This is a genomic window from Pseudanabaena sp. PCC 9330, from assembly GCF_055795045.1.
On the sequence record NZ_JAYFES010000115.1, the window covers coordinates 558,308 to 579,704 of the forward strand.

The following is a 21,397-nucleotide window of genomic DNA, read 5'->3' on the forward strand; positions in this document are numbered from 1 at the left end:
CCAGGGCCGTTTCCAACTGTGGAATGCTGTTGCTGTTTTGGGCAGGTCTTGCGCCTACTGTGCTAGCCCTTTGGAGACCTAACTCATGCTGACTCTCAAAATCGTGGTTTACCTCGTGGTTGCCTTCTTTGTCTCGCTGTTTATTTTTGGCTTCTTGAGTGGCGACCCCTCTCGCAACCCCGGCCGTCAAGATATGGACTAGGTTGGTGTGAGGTGCACGGTGCTCATAGATCTGAGTCTGCATGTGGGCCAGCGGAACCTTCATCCTTTAATCTAGTCTTTGCAAACTGGGGCGGTAAGGTGATTGCTGCCCCGACTTAGCTTTTGTTGCTAAAGCCTTTTGCCCAAGGTTGTTGGCTTAGTGGCCGCGACCTTCTCAAGCCCGCTTGTCGGGCTTTGTTTTTGCTTTGGGGATGCCAGCCCATGCCTCTGCTGCCAATCTTGTCTGCTGTGCCCTCGGCCCCTCCCCCGGCCGATATGCTTGTGGTTGCAAAGGCAGATCGAGTAGCGCAGTTAGTGGTGCCTGCTGCTGATAGCCTCACTGCTGATAGGGCCGTGGTGGCGCAGCAGGTGCCAGTGCCGCAGGTGTCGGTGCCGCAGGCGTCGATGCCGCAGGTGATCGAGACTACGCCTCTAACCGAGGCCCGGTGGCTATACCCCTTGGCTCAGAATTCGCCACAAGATGCCGCACCTATCCAACCCCTGACCAACTCCGATGATTTAGACGGTGGTGAGACGGAGCCAGAGGCTGACAGGGGCGGTGACGAGCCCGCGCGCGGTGACGCTGCAGATCCTGAGGCTGAGGGCGAGCCCGATAGCTCAGGCAGCAGTGATAATCCCGTTCCGGCGACGGATGCTGGGTCTCCGGTAGAGCCCACCCAGCCCTTAGACTCGGCTTCTCCGCCGATGGGTGAGGGCTCAATTTTTTTGCGGGCCGATCGCCAGGTGTTTGAGCCCATCCGGCAGATTGTCACCGCCACCGGAGACGTGCTGATTCAGTTTGGTACTGGCCAGATTGCCGCCGATCGCCTCTGGATCAACCTGGCCAATCGTCATGTGCGGGCCGCAGGCAACGTCTTCTTTAACCGCAATAACCAGGTCATAGAGGGCGACTCAGCCACCTATAACCTGCTCCAGGGGGCTGGCACCCTAGAGAACGGTCGCGGCGAATTGCAGATTGCTACCCTGGAGCAGGATTTATCTGACCCGTTTGCTGATGCCACCCCAGGAGATCGACGCCCCCTCGACTACCGGCTCCAAAATCGGGGGTCGATTTCTCAGGCAACAGGAACTGGCCGGGCGGCGGTGGCTACGAGCGACGCCGCTGCTTTAACCGGTGGGCAAGCGACAGCGACTCCTCAGCGGTTGCGGTTTGAGACCGATCAGCTATCGTTTGACGCCGAGGGCTGGTATGCCGAGGGCCTGCGGTTGACCAACGACCCTTTCTCGCCGCCCCAGCTAGAGTTTAGGGCCGATAATGTGCGACTGACACCGCTCAACGAAGAGGAAGATGAGCTGGTGTTTTCTGCCCCTCGGCTGGTGCTTGATCAGTGGCTGAGCATTCCCATCTTGCGGCGGCGCTACGTACTCAACCGGGGCCAGCTACCGGAGGATGCGTTTAACCCGCTTCCCACCGGTATTGGGTTTGATGGCCGCGATCGCGATGGGATGTTTGTAGAGCGTGAGCTGCCCATCGCTGTGGCCGGGCCATTGAGTGTTTCGATCGCGCCGCAGTTTTTGGTCTCGCGCTGGCTGGGCGACTCTAACTACAATCTGGCCGACCCGGCCAACTTTGGTCTGGCCGCCCGCGTCAATGGCCCGCTGGGGCCTCGCACCTCTGTCACGGCTAACCTGAGCCTGTCTGGGCTCGATTTGGCCAATTTAGAAAATCGCCTGCGGGCCAGTGTTAGGGGGCAGCAGCGGTTGGGCACCCATCGCCTCAACCTTGAGTACAGCTACCGCGATCGCCTATTTAACGGCTCCCTGGGCTTTCAAGATGTGCAAGCCAGCTTGGGCATGCTGCTAGAGTCGCCCAATATTATCTTGGGAAACACTGGCCTCAACCTTAACTATCAGCTCTCGGGCCAATACGTGACTGCTAACACCGATCGCCTGGATCTGATCAGTCCCGGAGAGGGCACTGGCCTGGCAAGTTTAGGGCGGTTTCAGGGCTCCGCTGACCTCAGCCGCAGCTTTTTGCTGTGGCAGGCGCAGCCGCTGCCCGCTACGGCTACGGAGGGGCTGCGCTACTCTGACCGACCGCTGGTGCCTAACCTCAGCCTCAATGCCGGTCTGCGGGGGGTCGCCACCTACTACACCAGCAACGATATCCAAGAGTCTCTGGAGGGCAGAGTGTCTCTCACGGGCCAGGTTGGTCGCTTGCAGCGCGATCTGTTTGACTACACCCAGTTCAACATTGGTGTGAGCAACAGTTTTATTGGGGGCGACACCTCCCCATTTCTCTTCGATCGCATCGTTGATCAGCTAGTGCTGAACGGGGGCATCGTGCAACAAATTTATGGCCCTTTTTTGGCGGGTTTTCAAAGTCAAATCAACCTCAATACTGGCCGCGTCATCGATACCAATGTCATTCTAGAATATCGCCGCCGGGCCTATGGGTTGCTACTGACCTACAGCCCCCAGCAGGAGACCGGGTTTGTGGGTTTTCGTATTAGCACCTTTGACTGGAGCGGGCGTCCAGCGCCCTTAGATGCCGACCCCGACGCCCCCACTGATGTCACTGTGCCCTAAATCTAGCCCAACGGTAATCATGCTTACGAGTGTGGTCTTTGAGATAGCGTAGAATTAAGCTAGTAGACACAGCCTGTGCCCCAAAACTTTTCCAAGACCCGTACCCCAAAATGCCGAATATGGCCTATTTAAAGTGGGGTCAAGCCTAGGCTAACACCATGACTCAGTCTATTTACTCTCCCGATATTGAGCCGATATACCAATTGCTCACCAGCTATAGCTTCGATACCGAAGCCTACGCTATGGATGCCGTTATTGGTGGCTGGCTAGAGGAGTGTGGCCCTGTGTGGGTGAGTCATGCCATTACCGAAGCGCTCTATCAAGGGCGTTATAAGGTAGTCTCGATCGATCACATTCTCAAGCTGTGGCAGCGCCGAGGACAGCCTATTCGCCACTTTAATCGAGAGTTTGAGTCAATTATTTTGGGCCAAGCTCTGCTCTGCCCCACGGGCTATGGCGACGGTAGCGACAGCCGTGACGCAGGCCCCGCCGCTACCCCAGCGACTCAAACGATCGAGCCTTCGCCTGGTCTCAAAGGAGGCAATGGGGCCGTAGCCGACCTGTCTGTCCAAGATTCCCAGCTCCAAGGTTCCCAGACCGAGGGTTCCCAGGCCAGCTTACCCAATGAGAAGGGCGGGAATCCAGCGGCGATCGCCCTTCCTGGCCACCTCAACCGCCCCTCTGCGGTCATTCCCAACTTTCAGCCTCTGGTGTCTGACCTCGCCTCGGCCTGGCCCCAGGCCGAAGAGATTCAGCCCTTTGTGCCCCGGCAAGATAGCTCTGAGCTGCACCAGCGGCTGAGGGCAGTGGTCAAAGGCGGCATGAGAGACTAAGGCTAGGCTCTAGAGCCCCGGTGGTCTATACTGGGCTAGTACATAAGGCCTATAAAAATGGTTCAATATACCCTGGCCCAAAGCCCAGAGGTGGTCTTGACAGTATCTGGCAAAGACTCTCGTAAAGCGCGAGAAAAAGCCCTAGATCAGCTTATGGCTATGCTCGACGAGGGTGACCTGCCCACTTCCCTCGCCGACGGCTTTAGCGCCGAGCAACTGGTCGAAGTTCAGCCCCCAACTACCTCTGAAGCCGTGCAGCAACAAGAAGACGCCGTAGTCGAAGCCATCCAGGTCTTAACCCAGTTGGCCACCCTCAAGGTCAAGGTGCAGTCTTCCCGCGATGAGGCTCTTCAGGTGCGCGATCTGATCGATCTGCTGTTTGTCGACGACCCCATCACCGAGACCCAGCTCACCGATTTAAAAGACGGCTTCAAGCTGCTAAAGTCGTTTGCCCAGAGCAATCTGCGCTTCAAAGAAGCCTGTGCCCAGGCCGAGCATGCCCGCCAAATTCTGGATGAGGCGCTGGGCAATTAGGGCTCCGATCTATCGCAGGGTGGACAATGCTCACTGGTCTTAGTGCCTGGCCTGTTCCCAGGACGGCTGTTGTACCAAGGCGCAGCCGCCTGGGTAGTCACCTGGGTTAGCCCCTGAGATATCTCACCCTTCATCGCAACCCTTAAAATGAGGGCAACCGTTGAGAAAAGCGCCATGTCCTTCCCTCCCTCCCTTGCCTGTGGAGTCGTTGCCCTGGGCGGCATTCTCGGGCTAGGGCTGACTGCCCAGGCCGCAGCCCTGGCCCAAGGTTTTGAGGCGGCGGCTCTGCCATCGGTTTGGCAACCGGCTAGCGAAGCCGATCAGGCTCTCATTTGGCGCGTTGTGCTGCAAAGCCCCTTGGGTATTGCAGCGCTAAACCAGCTGGCCATTGAAGGCTTCATTAGCCCTGTTTGCGAAAAAACGCTGTACACCCACGAGGTATTTGAGTCGTTTCAAACCCTGGTGCAGGTGCAGTGTCCGACGCCGCAGGGTGTCTCCACCGCCCGAGCCTACGGCGAAATGCGGGTTACCCTCAACCGCTTTGAAGACACGATCCACGACTTCACCATCGAGCGTGTCTATCGTGACTGACCCCAAGCCCTCTGGAATGCAGGGATGTCTAAGCTGAGGAGTTGGCTCTGCTAGCGGCAGTTGAACCAGCAGGGCGATCGCCGCATAGATCGATAAGACCAATCGTCCATGCCGCTGGCGCGACACCCCAACGATGAAAAGCTGGGCTATGGTCAGCGCCAAGTCTGCTCGTCTGCTCCCGATTTAGCAGCGCAAACCGCGGTTCGTCCTACAGGTTGGCCGGTGGGAAATCGGGGGTATGGCATTCAGATTCAAGATAACTTGCGGACTACCGCTGCACCTGGGTGGGCTCAAGTCCATCCAGGTGCAGCAAAAACTGCTCGACGATCGCCCCTAGCCCAGGCTCGTCTAGGTCAGCAAATTCGTAGCGGGTACGCAAAATGGGCTTGTTAACCTCGATCAGAGCCGCCAGATCGATGGGGGTACCGGAGATAATCACATCTACCTCAGCTCGGTTGAGGGTTTGGCGCAGCGCCTCTAGCTGGGTGGCTGAGTAGCCCATGGCGGGCAATACCGGACCAATGTGGGGGTACTGGGCATAGACAGCGGCAATTTCAGGAGTGGCAAAGGGGCGCGGGTCTACAATTTGGGCCGCCTGGGCCTGGGTGGCGGCCACATAGCCTGCGCCGTAGGCCATGCCCCCGTGGGTGGTGGTGGGGCCGTCTTCGACCACGAGCACCCGCTTACCGTTGACGCGATCGCCCTGGGCCAGAGTAATGGGCGAGCCGCCGCGCACAATTTTGGCCTGGGGGTTGAGCGATCGCGCCGTTTCAATCACTCGCTGCACATCCGCCGTGGCTGCGGCATCGACTTTGGCTACTACCACCACATCGGCCATGCGCAGCACCACCTCGCCGGGGTGGTGGCTGGTTTCGTGACCGGGCCGCAGGGGGTCAACCAGGGCAATGTGCAAGTCAGGCCGCAAAAAGGGAAAGTCGTTGTTGCCGCCATCCCACAAAATCAGGTCGGCCTCGGCGGCAGCCTGGGCGACAATTTGGCCATAGTCGACGCCGGCGTAGACCACATTGCCCGCCGCCAGGTGGGGCTCGTACTCTTCGCGCTCTTCAACGGTGCAAGCTGCCGCATCTAAGTCGGCCAGGGTGGCAAACCGCTGCACCTGCTGTTTTTCTAAATCGCCGTAGGGCATGGGATGGCGAATGACCGCCAGGCGCAGACCCCGCTGGCGCAGCCGCTGCGAGAGCCAGCGCGTCACCTGAGATTTGCCGCAACCTGTCCGCACCGCTGAGACGGCGATCACGGGGACAGTAGCCTGTACCATGGTGCGCGCTGGCCCCAGCAGTACAAAGTCGGCCCCGGTGGCCAGCGCTCTAGACCCCAGGTGCATCACCTGGCTGTGGGGGACATCGCTATAGGCAAAAATTACTTGACTGACGTGGTGTTGGCGGCAGAGGGTCTCTAGCTCGACCTCTTCGACAATGGGGATGCCGTTGGGGTAGAGCGGGCCAGCCAGACTGGGGGGATAGGTGCGATCGCCAATGCCGCTGATCTGGGCTGCGGTAAACGCCACCACCTCCACCCCAGGGTCATTGCGATAGACCAGGTTGAAATTGTGAAAATCGCGCCCGGCAGCTCCCATGATCACGATGGAGGAGCGGGGTTTAGCGGTGGAAAGCTGGGCTGACATGGGTTTGGGGTGCGGAGATGCCAGGCAAGTACGCGCATAGCTCATGCCCATACATGGGCGATGGGGCCGCTATTAGACGTAAAAGTGGCTCTTGTTCAACACGACTTCGCCGTGGTCAGGCACCCAAACCACCCAGGTGTCGGGCGATTCTTGGCAGAGTAGCTGGGCCTCGTCAGCGGCGTAGGGGTTGAGCAGGATGGCCAACTTTACCCAGGTGTCGCGGGTGTAGGCAATGTGGCAAGCCGGGCTCCAGTCTGAGGCTGTGGCAGCGGGGGCTTTGAGGTTGGGAATCATTGGTATTGTCTCCAGGCGGTCAAGACTCGTGATTGCAGCCTCTGGATGCCCCTGGAGAGAGACTCGGCCAAAGAGAAGAATCAAAAGTTTCTGTATTTATTTTTACAAAATAGATGCGATCGCCCCCACTTTCGCCAGATAAGTTCACAAACCCTGACCGACGGGTGCGATCGGCTCCATAGGATCGGCTCCATAGGATCGGCTCCATAGATAGGAGAACTTTGCTCACCGCGCGGCTGCCTTAGGGCATTGCGCTGCCATGGCCCTATGGCGGTACCTATCTCAGCACCCAAAGCCCAATACCCGAATTCAGCTTGCAGAAACCGGATGAATAAAGTACAAATGTACTTATTCGGCGTCTCCCATAGCGGCTTTGATTTGATCTACAAATTCCTGATGGTCGATCACTGGCTTAGAGATATAGCCATCGGCACCGCTCTGGCTCAAGAAATTTTCGCGATCGCCCTCCATGGCGTGGGCCGTCACCAAAATTACCGGCAGCTTCGCCGTATTGGGGTCGGCCTTCAGCAGCTGGGTAATCTTGATACCATCCATGGGCTTGCCCTGGTACATGCTGTGGGCCAGGGAGACATCCATCAGCACCACATCTACCTCACCGCTGCGGGCAATGGCGATCACCTCTTCCACATCTTCGGTGTGCTTGACCGCCAGACCGCCGCGCTTGGTCAAAATCTTCGAAAATACCCGAGCGTTCACCAGGTCGTCTTCAACCAGTAAGACGGTCTTCATCGCGTGTGCCTAACCCCTGTCATCGGAGGACTATGGAACTAAAACTCTGCCCAGGTGCTTGCCATAGCCACAGGCTTGCCTATAAGTTACAGCATTGTTAATGCCAATCTATCAAGGCATTCTAAATTAAGCCGTGAAATGTTAATTCAGTCTCAGGCTGTGGCTACACTCAGCTATCAACCGGGCTACGCCGCCTAAACCGTCGCTTTTTTATCCAGGACTCTTCCATGGCCGACCAACTCGACATGCTTGCCTCTGGGCAAATTGTGCCCACCTCACTCCACACCGAGGTGCAGCGGTCGTACCTGGAATACGCCATGAGCGTGATTGTGGGCCGCGCTTTGCCCGACGTGCGTGACGGCCTCAAGCCCGTGCACCGCCGCATTCTCTACGCCATGCACGAGCTGGGGCTGACCCCCGATCGCCCCTACCGCAAGTGCGCCCGCGTGGTCGGCGACGTGCTGGGCAAATACCACCCCCACGGCGATCAGGCGGTGTATGATGCCCTGGTGCGCATGGTGCAGACCTTCTCTAGCCGCTACCCGCTGCTCGACGGCCACGGCAACTTTGGCTCGGTCGACAACGACCCTCCGGCGGCGATGCGCTACACCGAGACACGCCTGTCGCCGATCAGCCACGGGGCGATGCTGGAGGATATCAGCGAGGCTCTAGTTGACTTTAGCGATAACTTTGACAGCTCTCAGCAGGAGCCGGTGGTGCTGCCCACCCAGCTGCCCAACCTATTGCTAAATGGCTCTTCGGGCATTGCCGTGGGCATGGCGACCAACATTCCGCCCCACAACCTGGGCGAGGTGATCGACGGGCTGGTGGCGATGATCGATCGCCCCCAGCTCTCCGACGATGAGCTGTTTCGCCTCATTCCTGGCCCCGACTTCCCCACCGGGGGCGAGATCATCGGCACCGAGGGCATTCTGGATGCCTACCGCACCGGGCGAGGCAGCATTCCGGTGCGCGGCATTTGCCAGTTTGAGGAGGTGCATCCGGGCAAGGGGCGGCAGCGGCGCAACGCGATCATCGTCACCGAGCTGCCCTATCAGGTAAACAAGGCGGGCTGGATCGAGAAGATTGCCCAGCTGGTGAATGCGGGGCGGCTGGAGGGGATTGCCGATATCCGCGACGAGAGCGATCGCGACGGCATGCGCGTGGTGATCGAGATCAAGCGCGACACCCCGGCCCAGCGGGTGCTGCAAGATCTCTACCGCACCACGCCCCTGCAAACCAACTTCGGCGTGATCATGCTGGCCCTAGACGATGGCCAGCCCCGCCAGCTGCCCCTGCGCGACGTGATGCAGGCGTTTCTCACCTTCCGCGAGACCACCCTCACCCGCCAGTACCAGCACCAGCTAGAGAAAACCGAGGCCAAGCTGCACATCACCGAGGGTCTCCTCACCGCGCTAAACAATCTGGATGCGATCATCGACATCCTCCGCAACGCAGCCGACGGCACCACCGCCAAGCAGATCTTTCAGCAGCAGTTTGACCTCAGCGAGCGCCAGTCGGACGCGATTTTGGCCATGCCCCTGCGCAAGCTCACGGGCATGGAGCGCCAGGGCCTGGCCACCGAAGCGGAGGAACTGGGCCAGCGGCGAGACGAGCTGAATCGGTTATTGAGCGATCGCCATGAGCTGCTCAAAGCCATGAAAAAAGAGCTGCGGGCGCTGAAGAAAAAATTCAACGACCCCCGCCGCACCCGCATTCAGACCGAGGCCGAGCGGGCTGAGGAATCTCAACAGGTAGAGGAGATCATCGCTGAGGTGGCCGAAGAAGCCGCCGTGGTGGAATTCACCCAGAAAGGCTACGTGCGTCGCTACTCGCAAAAGTCTTACCAGCGGCGGCAGGCGCGGCTAGAAGCTGACACCGATCCTAAACTTCACGAAATTGACGACGACCCGGTTATCCAAACCGAGCCTGCCCTCACCACCCAGGAGGTGCTCACCCTCACCCGCGACGGTCGCGCCTTTACCGTGGCGGTAGAGGCCATCCCCAACAACCCGCGCCAGGGCAAGGGGTCGCCCCTGGTCAACCTGCTGCCGGGGTCAGTGCCGCCGGATGCCGATGCGATCGTGGCTCAGTTTGTGATTCGCGAAGACCTGCTGGAGCATGACCTGATTTTGGTCACCCAAAGGGGCAAGATCAAACGCGCCCCGCTGAGTGAGTTCACCAACCTCACCGGGCGCGGCCTGACAGCGATGAAGGTGAAGGACGGCGACGAGCTGGCCTACGTCACCCTGGCCGAGCTGGGCGACGACCTGGTGTTGGGCACCACGGGTGGGCGACTGCTGCGCTTCCCGATCGACGACGACAATCTGCAAGTCATGGGCCGTGCCGCCCAGGGGCCTCAGGGCATTCGCTTGGGCAAGACCGAAACTCTGGCGGGCTGTGTGCGGGTGCAGTCGGGCAAAGACTGTGTGCTGCTGGTGACGGCGGCGGGCTACGCTAAGCGCCTGCCGGTGGAGGGGCTGCGGGTGGCCAAGCGCGGCGACATCGGTACCCAATCGTTCCAGTTCAGCCTCAAGACCGACCGGCTGGTGGCGCTGCTGCCGGCGGTCTCTCAAGAATCAGTGACGCTATTCACCAGCGCCGACAGAACCGCCGTTATTTCGGTAGATTCTGTGCCGCGTCAGGGTAGAACCGGGGAGAGCGATCGCATTGTCAAGCCCAACAAAGGTGAGACTGTGACCCAGGTGCGGCGGGTTACGCTGCCCGATCAAGGGGCATCGGCAGAAGAAGAGTAAGATAAATTTTGGATTGGTGGTCTACCGTAGGGTGCATTCGCGCTAGCAATGCGCCACCTTCTACGATTCTCCTAAGCCATCTTCCTACGCAGCCCCAAACATCTTCCGCATACTCCTCACACTCGCCCAACCCCGTGGCCCACGTCGCAATCGAAAACGTCTACAAAACCTTCCCCAAGTCGCGCCAGTCTACCGACGAAGCGGCTCTCATGGCAGACACCGATCCCAACTCTCTGGCGGTGCTCAAGCGCATCAACCTCACCATTGACGACGGCGAATTTATGGTGCTAGTCGGCCCCTCGGGCTGTGGCAAAAGCACCCTACTGCGGCTGATCTCAGGGCTAGAAGAGATTACGGGTGGCAGTATCTGGGTGGGCGATCGCAAAGTCAACGACCTGCCCCCCAAGCAGCGCGACACCGCCATGGTGTTCCAGAGCTATGCCCTCTACCCCCACCTCAGCGTCTACGACAACCTCGCCTTTGGCCTGCGCCGCATGGGGGCCGACCTGAGCCAGGCCCTGCCGGAGCTGGGCGAAACCCCTCTCCCCCTCAGCGACTCCCCCGCCAACCAGGAGCTAGAGCGCCTGCTGACCGACAGCCGCTGGTGGGAAAAGCCCCTGGTTTCAGTCACCCGCAGGCTGCCCCCCGGTCTGCGCTACGTGTCTGAGGCCGAGCGGCTGATCGACGATCGCATCCGCGCCGTGGCCAAAATGCTGCAAATTGATGGGCTGCTGGGCCGCTACCCCCGCCAGCTCTCGGGCGGGCAAAAGCAGCGGGTGGCCCTGGGTCGCGCCATGGCCCGCAACCCCCAGGTGTTTTTGATGGATGAGCCCCTGTCAAACCTGGACGCCAAGCTGCGCATGGAGACCCGTGCCCAGATTGTGAATTTACAGCGCCAGTTGGGCATCACCACCATCTACGTCACCCACGACCAGGTGGAGGCCATGACCATGGGCCACCGCATCGCCGTGATGCACCAGGGCCAAATTCAGCAGGTGGCCACACCGTTAGAACTCTACAACCGCCCCGCCAACCGCTTTGTGGCTGGGTTCATTGGCTCCCCGCCGATGAACCTGATCCCGGTCAGGGTGCAGGCTCCATTTTTGCTGGTGCACCCTGAGTTTCGCCTATCGCTGCCCAGCGAGTGGGATGACCGCCTGCTGCCCTTCGACAACCATGAGGTGCTGCTAGGTATTCGCCCCGAGCATTTGAGCCTAGCGTTGCCCGCACCCAAAAACTTTCACGGCCACATCACCCATCTAGAAGCATTGGGCAGTGAGACCTATCTGACGGTTCAGAGCGAGGGGCTGACGCTGCTAGCCAAGGTTCCACCCGATGAGGTGGTGCGCATTGGGGATGCGGTGTGGCTGGCGATCGCCCCCGAAAAAGCCCACCTCTTTGACCCCGCCACCGAACTGTCGCTTTGGCAGAGCCAGATGTAGGGCGATCGCTCGCCCAAAAATTGCCGCCCTTGGGAGCAGCTTTATCAGGGAAGCTACTAGACTTAAAACAAGCCCATCGGTACCTGCTATGGTCGCCTACTCCCAACCCTGGACTACCCGCGATTTAGCCGCCATGCCCGACGACGGCGGCTGGAAACGCTACGAAATTATCGACGGAGAACTCTACGTGACCCGTGCCCCCCACATTCGCCACCAGGGTGCAGCCGGAAAGCTGCATGTGCGTCTAGAAAATTGGTCTGAGCAGACAGGGTTAGGCTCCGCATTTCAGGCTCCAGGGGTCGTTTTCACCCCGATAGACGCTGTAATTCCCGACGTGGTGTGGATTAGCCAGACGCGCTTAGCCGATGGGGTAGACGATGCCGGGCACCTCATCGTGGCTCCAGAGCTGATGGTGGAGGTGCTGTCCCCTGGCGATCTCAATGAGCAGCGAGATAGGGAAGTTAAGCTCAAACTCTATTCGCGCTACGGGGTGCAGGAATATTGGATCGTCAACTGGCAACTCAAAACCCTGGAAATTTATCGCCGCGCTGAAGCCCAGCTCCAGCTGGCTGGTACGCTCTTGGTTGACGACACTCTCTCATCTCCGCTACTGCCAGGCTTTAGTACTCCTATGGCTGAGATTTTTCGCTAAGCAAGCAAAACCTCATTGCATAGGGGCAAGCGAAGTGTGCCCACTGGGCTCAAGATTCTCTTGCTGGGCGCAGCTCTTTAGTGTCATGACTCCATAACTGGATAGAAGCCTCGACAGTACTCAGTCACTTTGCTTTCGCTTCTAAGGTTTCGAGGCGGCTCTTGAGGTCTTGGTTAGACTTTTTCAGGTCGTCGAGTTCTTGGCGCAGTTTTTCCACCGCTTTATCTTTGCCGATCGCTTTCTGAACATCCTGCACGGCTTCCTGGGCGCGGCGGCGCACGCGACCGTCGGGGGTGTGGTCAGCCAGGCTTTGCAGAATGGAGATGGCGCGGGAGGCTTCCATACTGCCCAGGGCCGAGACAGCAGAGACCTGGGTAAGGAAGAAGGATTCGTGGGCGATCGCATCTAGCCGATCGAGTATCCGCTCCACGCTGGGCTTACTCTGCCCTTTAGAGATGGCACCCAAGGCGCGAACCGCCGCCAGCCGCAGGGCCTGGGGGATGCCGGGTTCGGTGTACTTCAGCACCAGATCTAGCGCTTCTTCGGAGGATTTGAACTGGCTCAGGGCCGCGATCGCCCCCGACCTGACCGTCTCATTCCACCCCTGACGCTCTTTGAGAATGCTCTCTAGCAGCTTGAGGGTTTTCTTGTCTTTGGCTTTGCCCTCCAGGTCGGCGGCCCCGACTTTGCCCAGGGAGCGGATGGCGGCGGCTTCGACGTAGTAGCTGGGGTCGCCTTTTTCGGCGATGTTTTTAAGCGCCTTGTAGCTCTCGGCGGTCTTGATGTCGCCCAGAGATTCCACCACGGCACGGCGCACGCGGGCTTCGGGGTCTTGGAGACCTTTCAGCAATCCCTCAACGGCTTGATCCAATTTCACGGAAGCTAGCTGTTCGGCTACTTCAGCCCGCACGCCCCAGAAGGGTTCGTCCGTCAAAGATTCCGTGAGGGCGGTGACGGCTTCGAGGCTGCCCTTCTTGGCTAGGGCGATCGCCGCCTCGATGCGCGAGAGGGGGTCGGGGTCGTGCTTGAGTTGGGCCTTGAGTTCCGCCACAGGATATTCCAATTCCACCGTTTTCAGGTAGTGGTTGCCCACGTCAAAGCTCAGGAAGTCGGGCTTTTTGTCGAGGGGGAAGAACAGGGCTTGTTCGCGCTCGTGAATCCGCACGGTGAAGGGTTTGACTTCGACCTTGGTGGACTTTCCTTTGCCAACAAAGCCAAAGCCGATGGGGATTCGTAGGTCAAATAACCCGCTGGTGCTGCTGGTGTCGCCGTCTTTGGCCTGGGTTTGGGTGACGGTGACCTTGGCCAGCTTGCTGTCACCATCCCAGCTGTAGGTGACTTTGTAGTCGGGGTGGCCGCCGCGCAGCACGTACTGGTCAAACAGGGGCCGCAGGTTGCGCCCGGTGGCTTTGTCGATCGCCCGCAGCAGGTCGATGGTTTCGACAGTGCTGTGGGCATGGTCTTGCACAAAGGTGTGAATCGCTTTCCAGAACAGGGTATCGCCCAGCTCGGCGCGAATCATGTGGTAGACGCAGGCCCCTTTTTCGTAAATGTGGCGATCGTAGAGTTCAATGGCCTCGCGGTACACGTGGGTGACCATGGGGCGGCGGTAGCGGCTTTTGTCTTCATCTAAATAGCTGCGGGCCTCGCCGAGGCGGTAGTAGGCGGCCTCGTCCGCGCCGTACTCCTGATCGGTCCACATCACTTCGGAGTAGGTGGCCATGCCCTCTTTGACCCAGGCGTGGCTCCAGTGGTTGATCACCAGCAAATCCCCAAACCACTGGTGGGCCAGCTCGTGGACGACCAGGGCTTCGGAGTTGCGGTTGTCGATCGCAGCCCGTTCATCCAGCAGGCAGCGATCGGTCAAGATCGTCACCGACGTATTTTCCATGCCGCCAAAGATGAAGTCGGCGGCGCACACCTGGGCGTATTTGGGGAAGGCGTAGCGATAGCCGTACTTTTCGCTCAAGAATTCCACCATGCGGGGAGTTTTGCCCATGGTGAGCTGGCCCTGGTCTTTGCGCCCCTTCTCAACGTAGTAGGTGACGGGAATGTCTTGCCACTGGTCTTGGATGACGTCGAACTCGCCCACGGCCAGAGCCATTAAATAGGTAGGATGCACCTGCTGCTGGTGCCAGTGAAAGACCTTGTGGTCGCCGTCCTCCTTGGTTTCTAGCAGGTCACCGTTGGAGACGACCTGGTACTGGGCGGGCACCCGCACCCGGATTTCTGAAGTCGAGAGCATACCGGGATAGTCGAAGCAGGGAAACCAGAAGCGGGAGTCTTCGTCTTCGCCCTGGGTCCAGACCTGCACGGGTTTGTCGGGGTAGTGCTTGTCGGGGCCGATAAAATAAATGCCGCGCTCGGGCTGCACCAGGCGATAGGCGATCGCCACGGTAAAGCTCTCCCCCGCCACGGTCGGCTTTTTCAGCCGCACTACCAATTGCTCGCCGTCGTAGTCAAAGTCTTGCTTGGCGGTGCCCACCTTCACCGACTCGATCTGCTGGTTTACCGCATCCAGCGTCAGGCTATCAACGCCGTCGCGCACGGGGTTAATGCGAATTTTGCAGGTGCCTTCGCAGATTTTGTTTTCAAGATCTAGGCTCAAATCCAGCGCGATATGTTCGACCTGCCCAGGGCGATCGGGGTTGTAGTGGGGTTTGGCCCCCGGCATTTCAAACGACTTGTAGCCGTTGTTGTCATCCTGCAGGGCGGTGCGGTGGGCGGTGGACATGGGAGCAATGAACCTTTGCGTGACGAAAAACTGGGGATGGCAATGATATCAAACCCCTGCACCTAGGCCCACTCGTTCAGCCTGAGATGCCCGTGATGTATGGGATATTAGGTCATCCTACTGCGAATCTTACTAAATCGTAGTCATTTTGACGGTGCTTAAAGCGCCATAATCGTTCCCCATGGCCTAGGCCATGGGGCGGGGTTTACCCAGATTGCGGTACCAGCGAGCCAGTTTTTTGGGATTAACCCCCAGCAGGTAACCGGCGATCATGACTTGGTTGGCCAAAGTGGTGCGCAAAATGCCGAGGGTGCGCCAGCGGCGATCGCTCGTTACCACCGCCCTGGGCGCGATCGCCACCCGCCCCACCGTCCTCAACCGTCGCACCAGCTCAAAGTCCTCCATCACCGGCAGGTCGGGGAACCCACCCATTTTGTCAAAGACCTCGGCCCTGAGAAAAAGCCCCTGGTCGCCGTAGGGCATTTGGCATCGGCGCGATCGCAGATTCACCCCCCATTCCACCCAGCGCAGCCCCCAGCTCTTGCCATCAATGGCCAGGCAAAAGGCCCCAGCCACCACCCCCGGCTGCGCCAGGGTAGAGCGAATCGCCTGGTCAAACCGATTGGGTAGGCGAGTATCGGCATGGAGAAACAGCAGAATTTCGCCCGTGGCCGCTGCGGCCCCCCGGTTGAGCTGACGCGATCGCCCCGGTGCAGACCCAATCACCCTCACCCCAAAGCGTGTGGCCACGGCTACGGTCTGATCTGCACTGCCGCCATCGACTACAATCACCTCAATCTCAGGCGTCGCGGCGAAGGTGGCCAAGGTCTTTGGTAAGTTACTTGCCTCATTGAGGGTCGGCACAATAATCGAAATGTGGGGCAAAGACATTGGAACCAAGACATCGGGGCAAAGCCCTAGCGGCAGTGGAGAGCCAGGCAATCGTAAGCGCTACTGTAGCCAATCCCAGGGGTGGTTTTGATGAATGGCACCTAAGTATTGGCTGAGCCCAGCGGCTAGACTCCTTAGAATGGGTCAAAGATATAGTTGTCGGCGTGCTGATGCGCTTTGTCGCATTCCGCCTGGCTACGCACCGTCCAGGCTAGCAGGGGCAAGTTAAAGTAGTTGCGAGCTAGGGTGGTGGGCAGGTTGGGCAACGCCTTGACGTTGTAAGCAATAAAGTGGGGCGCGCTCAGCCAGGTGAGCAGCAGGTTACTGCGCAAGAATTTTTGGGGCCGCCGGGCCAGCTGCCCCCGCGTAATGTGGGGCGCATGGTACCGCAGCCACTGGAGCGATCGCGGGTTAAACGACTGCACCGCAAACTCGCCCCGGTAGTTAGCCAGGGTTTTGACCAGGGCTTGCTCGGGGGGGCCGACTTTTTTCTCGTTTTTAAGCTCAATCAGCACCGGCACCCGGCCATCAATGCAGGCCAACGCCTCAGCAAAGGAGGGAATGATTTGGTCACTGCCGCGCAGATAAAACCCCTTGAGGCTACGGAGGTTTTGGTCGGTGATGCGCCCCTTGCAGCCTGTCAGCCGCTTGAGGCCGCGATCGTGAAACACCGCCAGGTGGCCATCGGCCAACAGCTGCACGTCTAGCTCGATGGGATGATTGGCGGCGATCGCCGCCTCAAACGCCGCCAGCGAATTTTCTGGCACGGCCGTATCGTGATGTAGGCCTCGGTGGGCAATGGGTCGAGTCGTAATCCACTCCATCGGGGGCATCCTCTACCCTGCTAAGCTGGGCTAACCTACACGCGGGTCAAGCTGTCTTAATTTTTGCCTGTATCACTTACCGTCGTCTCTCTCCTTAAAGTACGACCAACCCCCTATCCCCGCCAACCCCCCTATGCCCGTTGATACCTGGTTTCCCCTCGCGGTTTACTACGATGACCTGCCCGATGCTGCCCAGCACAACGCTGCCCTAGCCGAGGCCATTCTCGATCTCGAAGCCAACGGCAGCGAGCCCCGAAACTTTCCCGAAATGGCCTGGACGGGCGACCTCCACGGGGTCGAGCAAGTGCACACCGATCCCCGCTTTAGCTGGGTGGTCAGCCAGGTCGAGACTCACGTCGTTACCTACCTCACCGAGCTAGGCCTTGACCTCAGCCAGGTCGAGCTCTACATTCAGCGGGCCTGGCCGGTGGTGTCGCGCCCCCAGCAAGAGGTCGGTGCCCACTGCCACAACACCGCCCACGTCAGCGCCGTCTACTACGTCGCCGTGCCTGAGTCAGGCACCGATGCCGCAGGCTGCCTCACCTTTTTAGACGACGCTCGCCCCAACGAAGTTAGCCCCGGCCTCGGCAGCGAGAATACCAACATCATCGCCACATGGAACTACTTCAACCAAGACCAGGCGCTCTACCTACCCACCGAGGGCAGGCTGATCATCTTCCCCGCCAAGCAGCGCCACGGCGTCACGCCCAACCACACCGACGATCTGCGCCTGTCGCTCTCCTTTGACATTGTGCTCACCGCTGCTCCCGGCCAGGCCGCCGGAGCCTACGAATTTCTCATGCCGCCCCCCACCCAGTGGCAACGGTTTGGGGCGATTGGTTAACGTTACTGTGGTTACAGCGACTGCCTGATAGGTTGAGTATTCCTGACCCTAAAGCTGCGGCGAGAGACCTTTGGCTGGGCTAAAAATCTCCATCATCGTCTAGCCCTAGGCTTTCTTCTTCGCCCTCTTCTACCATGTTGGGGCTAATCAGAGTGATATCAAACTCGTCGGGGGGTAGGGTAGACTGACTGTCGCGCTTGAGTTGGTAATAGACAGCACGGGCTTGGGGGCCAAACACGATCTCATCTTCGTCTTTGAGGTCGTGGGCTTGTAGCTTGCGTCCGTTGATCAACATGCCGTTGGCGCTGGGTTTACCCTTGAGGTTGCCATCGACAATGCGGTAGTAAAACGAGTCATCATCCTTGGGTAGTTGCACCAAGGTAGCGTGGTGACGCGAGACAAACTGAGACGATAGCCGAATATCGCACTTGGGGTCGCGGCCAATCGAGTACACCGACCCATCTAAGGTAATTTCTCGACGGCCCTTGCTGTCTTCGACAATGAGAATGTTAGTGAGTTTGGTGTGGATTGGCATGCTCTATCAATCTTTGGCCAGGAGGGGTACGACCCCAGAGGGTGCAACAGCTTTGGTCTTTGATCTCACGTCCCGATAACCATTGCCTGAATGGTAGCAGAATCCTTGATAGCTGGCTGACAGAGTTAACGAACATCCCTGAGCAGATCTCAAAACCGGCCTCACAAATTTATCAGGGAGACAGGTTAGACAATGACTCCTTAGCTATTCTTATCGGCAGAAGTTGGCTCCATGTCGTCCCAGGGGTTTGAGTTGACATCGCGTAGGCGCTTCAGCATCCAGTCAAAGCGAATATTGCCCATAGACAGCATGTCGCTCATCTCATCGATACCCAGATCATCAAGGCTAGCGACCGGACGCCAATGTTCACCCTGGAGGTGTTTAACGGTGCTGCGCAGGCGACTCGATAGCAAAATTGCCAGAGCGCGATAGAACCGAGCCGCAAACCAAATATCATGCTCAAGCTTTTGGCGCAGTAGTTTGCATGAAATAGCCAGCACAATGCTTGGCTCTAGGGCAGTCACCGTTGCCGAGGGGGGCTGGCCATCAATAAATGACATTTCGCCCACCACCTCCCCCGTAGCTAGCAGTGCAATGGCTTGACTATCCAGGGCGGCTACTGAGACCTCAAGCTCACCATCTAAAATGAGGAATAGCTGATCGCAGGGCGCGCTTTCGTAAATTAAGACATCGCCAGACTGTAACTCTTGACGTTGCCCCGCAGCGATGAGCCAATCGACATCTTCGTCTTCTAAAACACCGAGAATGAATACCACACGCTTCATGGCTGCGGCCCTAATCAACAATATTTAACCGCTGACAGCTAGATTGAGCACCACCCTAACCCTACTCTAGCGGGGGGAGCAGCTCGGGAACTCACCCTAGAGTTACTTTTCCTAGAGTACCTTGAGATAAACCCATGCCAGTTTTTTAACATAACCTAAGATGGCATGTACGGGACATGGCTGTACTGCGGGCATTCTGCAATAGTTCTCAATGCTCGCTCGGCTGTTGAAACTTTGACCCTAGAGCGATGTATAGCAATGTTGTCGTTAGGGTACTTTGGCCGATCACTCTATACCGAGCTTTTCTTTTACGATGACTACCTTGCCACCGGGGCCAGTAATGTCGCCCTCCGCAAAGATACCCGAAGCCAATGCTCCTGATGTGATGGTTTGTGCCTATTTTTTGGGCCAGAGCATTGATTTAATGGCCTTGGCCAGAGACCGATGGGCGATCGCCGATCACCCATCACCGGCCCTACCCCCCACCTCGCCTCTGGTGGTGCCCATTGGCGACAGGGGCCAGGGCGTGTTGTTTGGCTATGGGGCGGCGGTGCTGTTTGGGCTGGCCGACGGGGCACAGCAGGCCTTTATCGCCACTCTCAAGCCCCACATCGCTAACCCCTTCGACCAACCCGAAACCGAGGCGGCTACGATTCGCCTCACCCCCAACAGCAGCGGTAAGGTGCAGGATGGGCTGATTTTCTTGTCGTCGTTAGACGGAGAGCGGCTGCAAATTGTGGCGGATGTGATGGCTAAGAGTGTGGTGCTGGCCCACTATGAAATTGGTGCCGCTGCTGTGTTTGACCGCATTGAGCCCTACGCCGCCGACCTACAATCCCAGCGTCGCACCAGCATTCAGGGTGCACAGCTGCTCAAGCAGATCGGCCAAACGCTGATGATTCAGCACAAAATTGTGGGGCGAGTCGAGATCGTCGATAAGCCTGAGCTGCTGTGGGAGTATCCTGACCTCGACCCCCTCTACCACCGTCTAGAGGATGAGTACGAGATTCGCGATCGCCATTCGGCCCTAGAGCGCAAGCTCGACCTGGTCAGCCGCACCGCCGAAACTGTGCTCGACCTGCAGCGCCACCAGACCGGCCTGCGCCTAGAGTGGTACGTGGTGCTGCTAATCGTGGTAGAAGTGCTGCTGTCGCTCTACGACCTATTTTTAAGACCTCGGTTTTAATGACTCCGCGTTTAGGCGACGTCTACAAAATGGTTTCCCTGTGCGCCATTGAGCTGTCCCAGTTCTTAATCGTGGCTGGGGTATGTCTTTGAAATAAGGCCAATGGCAATAAGGCCAATGGCAATAAGGCCAATGGTCATCACTATACTTAAACGCCCCCTACAGAGGTATCGATGGGACAGTCAATTACCGTTAACCAGGCCGAGTTTGAGCAGGCGGTGCTGCAATCGTCGTTTCAGCAGCCGGTGCTGGTCGATTTTTTTGCCACCTGGTGTGGCCCCTGCCAGCTGCTCAAACCCATGCTCGAAACCCTGGCCCAGGAGTACGACTTCACTCTGGCCAAGGTTGACATTGACCAAAACCCTGAGCTGGCTAAGGCCTTTGGGGTCGAGGGGGTGCCCGACGTGCGCATTGTCAGCCAGGGGCAGGTGCGGGAAGGGTTTGTGGGAGTGCTGCCTGAGCCCCAGCTGCGGGAGCTGCTAAATGGCCTGGGGTTGCGATCGCCCCTAGAAGAAGACTTAGCCGCCTTAGAGGCGGCCCAGGCAGCAGGCGATCTGGCGGCGGTTTTACCGGCCTTGTCCACACTGCTGACCCGCTACCCCAACAACGGCCAGATTTTGCTGAAGGCAGCTCAGATTTACATGGCTCAGGGAGATGACGCCCTGGCCAGTCAATATCTGGAATTGATTGACCCTAGCGATCGCACCGCCGCCGACCAAGCCGATGGCCTGCGAGGGCTGATCACCCTCCGCCAGTCGCTGGCTGACCTAGGCGATGGCGAACTCGATGTTGCCTTTGGTAAAGCAAGTAATGGTGCCCTATCGGGGGATTTTGCCACGGCTCTGGAAGGCTTTCTAGGCGTGGTGGAGCAAAGCCGCGCCTACCGCAGCGATGGTGCCCGCAAAGCCATGCTGGCGGTGTTTAAGCTGCTGGGCGACGGCGACCCACTCACCATCACCTACCGCAAACGTCTGATGCAGGCTCTGTACTAGCTACAAGACTGAGAAAAATCTGAAGAATTTTGCGCCAACTAGCTTTGGTTAAGGTCACGACAGTTATTGTGGAAATAGTTACTTAAGCTGATCTCCTAGCAATTTGGCCAACGCTACCTGATTGGTAACCCCTATGGCACTCTTGGCACGCTGGCTTCAGTTTTTGCGGTTTTTGGAAGGGCTGCTGGAGTTCTTCGACGTTCTGACCACTCCCCTGGGTATAGTGGCTAGCGTGGGGCTGGGGCTATACAGCCTGCTAGTGTTTTTCGGCACCGATGCCTCGGCGGCGGCTACCTTGGCGGGGTCGGTGGCTCTGGGGCTCAGCTGCCTGATCACTCGCCCCGATTTTTGACCCCTT

20 protein-coding genes are annotated in these 21,397 nt (G+C 58.5%); 12 read left to right on the forward strand and 8 right to left on the reverse strand.

What is annotated here, in order from left to right:
* The first annotated feature begins 85 nt into the window (after positions 1-85).
* From AC0QKW_RS19760 to AC0QKW_RS19780, 5 genes are all read left to right on the forward strand, one after another.
* On the forward strand, positions 86-202 hold the full coding sequence (locus AC0QKW_RS19760) for a photosystem II reaction center protein I (RefSeq protein ID WP_193969086.1): 117 nt from the start codon (positions 86-88) through the stop codon (positions 200-202).
* A gap of 281 nt (positions 203-483) precedes the next feature.
* Positions 484-2,751 (forward strand): DUF3769 domain-containing protein, encoded by a 2,268-nt coding sequence (locus AC0QKW_RS19765; protein ID WP_473152801.1) that lies wholly within the window; start codon positions 484-486, stop codon positions 2,749-2,751.
* 158 nt (positions 2,752-2,909) lie between these two features.
* Positions 2,910-3,584 (forward strand): DnaD domain-containing protein, encoded by a 675-nt coding sequence (locus AC0QKW_RS19770; RefSeq protein WP_473152802.1) that lies wholly within the window; start codon positions 2,910-2,912, stop codon positions 3,582-3,584.
* 57 nt (positions 3,585-3,641) lie between these two features.
* Entirely contained in the window at positions 3,642-4,118 is a 477-nt protein-coding gene (locus AC0QKW_RS19775) for a hypothetical protein (protein WP_473152803.1), read from the forward strand.
* Positions 4,119-4,292: 174 nt separating this feature from the next.
* Positions 4,293-4,709, forward strand: coding sequence for a hypothetical protein (locus AC0QKW_RS19780; protein ID WP_473152804.1), 417 nt, complete (start codon positions 4,293-4,295; stop codon positions 4,707-4,709).
* Positions 4,710-4,977: 268 nt separating this feature from the next.
* Here AC0QKW_RS19780 and AC0QKW_RS19785 read toward each other — a convergent pair whose 3' ends face one another.
* The 3 genes from AC0QKW_RS19785 to AC0QKW_RS19795 all read right to left on the reverse strand — a co-directional run bounded on the left by AC0QKW_RS19785 (position 4,978) and on the right by AC0QKW_RS19795 (position 7,398).
* Complete coding sequence (locus tag AC0QKW_RS19785; RefSeq protein ID WP_473152805.1) at positions 4,978-6,354, reverse strand: cyclic 2,3-diphosphoglycerate synthase; 1,377 nt, start codon at positions 6,352-6,354, stop codon at positions 4,978-4,980.
* Positions 6,355-6,426: 72 nt separating this feature from the next.
* Positions 6,427-6,648, reverse strand: coding sequence for a hypothetical protein (locus tag AC0QKW_RS19790; protein ID WP_473152806.1), 222 nt, complete (start codon positions 6,646-6,648; stop codon positions 6,427-6,429).
* 348 nt (positions 6,649-6,996) lie between these two features.
* Positions 6,997-7,398, reverse strand: coding sequence for a response regulator (locus tag AC0QKW_RS19795; RefSeq protein ID WP_473152807.1), 402 nt, complete (start codon positions 7,396-7,398; stop codon positions 6,997-6,999).
* 227 nt (positions 7,399-7,625) lie between these two features.
* Here AC0QKW_RS19795 and gyrA point away from each other — a divergent pair, with 227 nt between their 5' ends.
* The 3 genes from gyrA (at position 7,626) to AC0QKW_RS19810 (ending at position 12,248) form a co-directional block, all read left to right on the forward strand.
* Positions 7,626-10,154, forward strand: a complete 2,529-nt coding sequence (gyrA, locus tag AC0QKW_RS19800) for a DNA gyrase subunit A (protein WP_473152808.1) — start codon at positions 7,626-7,628, stop codon at positions 10,152-10,154.
* Positions 10,155-10,288: 134 nt separating this feature from the next.
* The gene (locus AC0QKW_RS19805; protein WP_473152809.1) at positions 10,289-11,596 is read left to right on the forward strand and encodes an ABC transporter ATP-binding protein; all 1,308 of its coding nucleotides are present in this window, start codon (positions 10,289-10,291) and stop codon (positions 11,594-11,596) included.
* Positions 11,597-11,684: 88 nt separating this feature from the next.
* A complete protein-coding gene (locus AC0QKW_RS19810) occupies positions 11,685-12,248 on the forward strand; it encodes a Uma2 family endonuclease (RefSeq protein ID WP_473152810.1) in 564 nt (187 codons plus the stop codon).
* A 124-nt stretch (positions 12,249-12,372) separates the two neighbouring features.
* Here AC0QKW_RS19810 and AC0QKW_RS19815 read toward each other — a convergent pair whose 3' ends face one another.
* From AC0QKW_RS19815 to AC0QKW_RS19825, 3 genes are all read right to left on the reverse strand, one after another.
* Entirely contained in the window at positions 12,373-14,982 is a 2,610-nt protein-coding gene (locus tag AC0QKW_RS19815) for a M1 family aminopeptidase (RefSeq protein ID WP_473152811.1), read from the reverse strand.
* A gap of 186 nt (positions 14,983-15,168) precedes the next feature.
* Positions 15,169-15,873, reverse strand: a complete 705-nt coding sequence (locus AC0QKW_RS19820) for a TIGR04283 family arsenosugar biosynthesis glycosyltransferase (protein ID WP_473152812.1) — start codon at positions 15,871-15,873, stop codon at positions 15,169-15,171.
* Between the two features lie 134 nt (positions 15,874-16,007).
* Positions 16,008-16,697: a glycerophosphodiester phosphodiesterase family protein gene (locus AC0QKW_RS19825; RefSeq protein WP_473152813.1), complete on the reverse strand. Its 690-nt coding sequence runs from the start codon at positions 16,695-16,697 to the stop codon at positions 16,008-16,010.
* Positions 16,698-16,830: 133 nt separating this feature from the next.
* Between AC0QKW_RS19825 and AC0QKW_RS19830 the strand changes: the two genes are divergently transcribed.
* Positions 16,831-17,541 (forward strand): TIGR02466 family protein, encoded by a 711-nt coding sequence (locus AC0QKW_RS19830; protein ID WP_473152814.1) that lies wholly within the window; start codon positions 16,831-16,833, stop codon positions 17,539-17,541.
* Between the two features lie 79 nt (positions 17,542-17,620).
* Here the strand turns inward: AC0QKW_RS19830 and AC0QKW_RS19835 are convergent, their stop codons facing one another.
* Positions 17,621-18,076, reverse strand: coding sequence for an FHA domain-containing protein (locus tag AC0QKW_RS19835; protein ID WP_473152815.1), 456 nt, complete (start codon positions 18,074-18,076; stop codon positions 17,621-17,623).
* 200 nt (positions 18,077-18,276) lie between these two features.
* A complete protein-coding gene (locus AC0QKW_RS19840) occupies positions 18,277-18,861 on the reverse strand; it encodes a cyclic nucleotide-binding domain-containing protein (RefSeq protein ID WP_473152816.1) in 585 nt (194 codons plus the stop codon).
* Between the two features lie 313 nt (positions 18,862-19,174).
* Between AC0QKW_RS19840 and AC0QKW_RS19845 the strand changes: the two genes are divergently transcribed.
* The 3 genes from AC0QKW_RS19845 to AC0QKW_RS19855 all read left to right on the forward strand — a co-directional run bounded on the left by AC0QKW_RS19845 (position 19,175) and on the right by AC0QKW_RS19855 (position 21,391).
* The gene (locus AC0QKW_RS19845; protein ID WP_473152817.1) at positions 19,175-20,047 is read left to right on the forward strand and encodes an RMD1 family protein; all 873 of its coding nucleotides are present in this window, start codon (positions 19,175-19,177) and stop codon (positions 20,045-20,047) included.
* Positions 20,048-20,220: 173 nt separating this feature from the next.
* The gene (locus AC0QKW_RS19850) at positions 20,221-21,039 is read left to right on the forward strand and encodes a tetratricopeptide repeat protein (protein WP_473152818.1); all 819 of its coding nucleotides are present in this window, start codon (positions 20,221-20,223) and stop codon (positions 21,037-21,039) included.
* A 133-nt stretch (positions 21,040-21,172) separates the two neighbouring features.
* On the forward strand, positions 21,173-21,391 hold the full coding sequence (locus tag AC0QKW_RS19855) for a hypothetical protein (protein WP_473152819.1): 219 nt from the start codon (positions 21,173-21,175) through the stop codon (positions 21,389-21,391).
* Positions 21,392-21,397 lie beyond the last annotated feature (6 nt).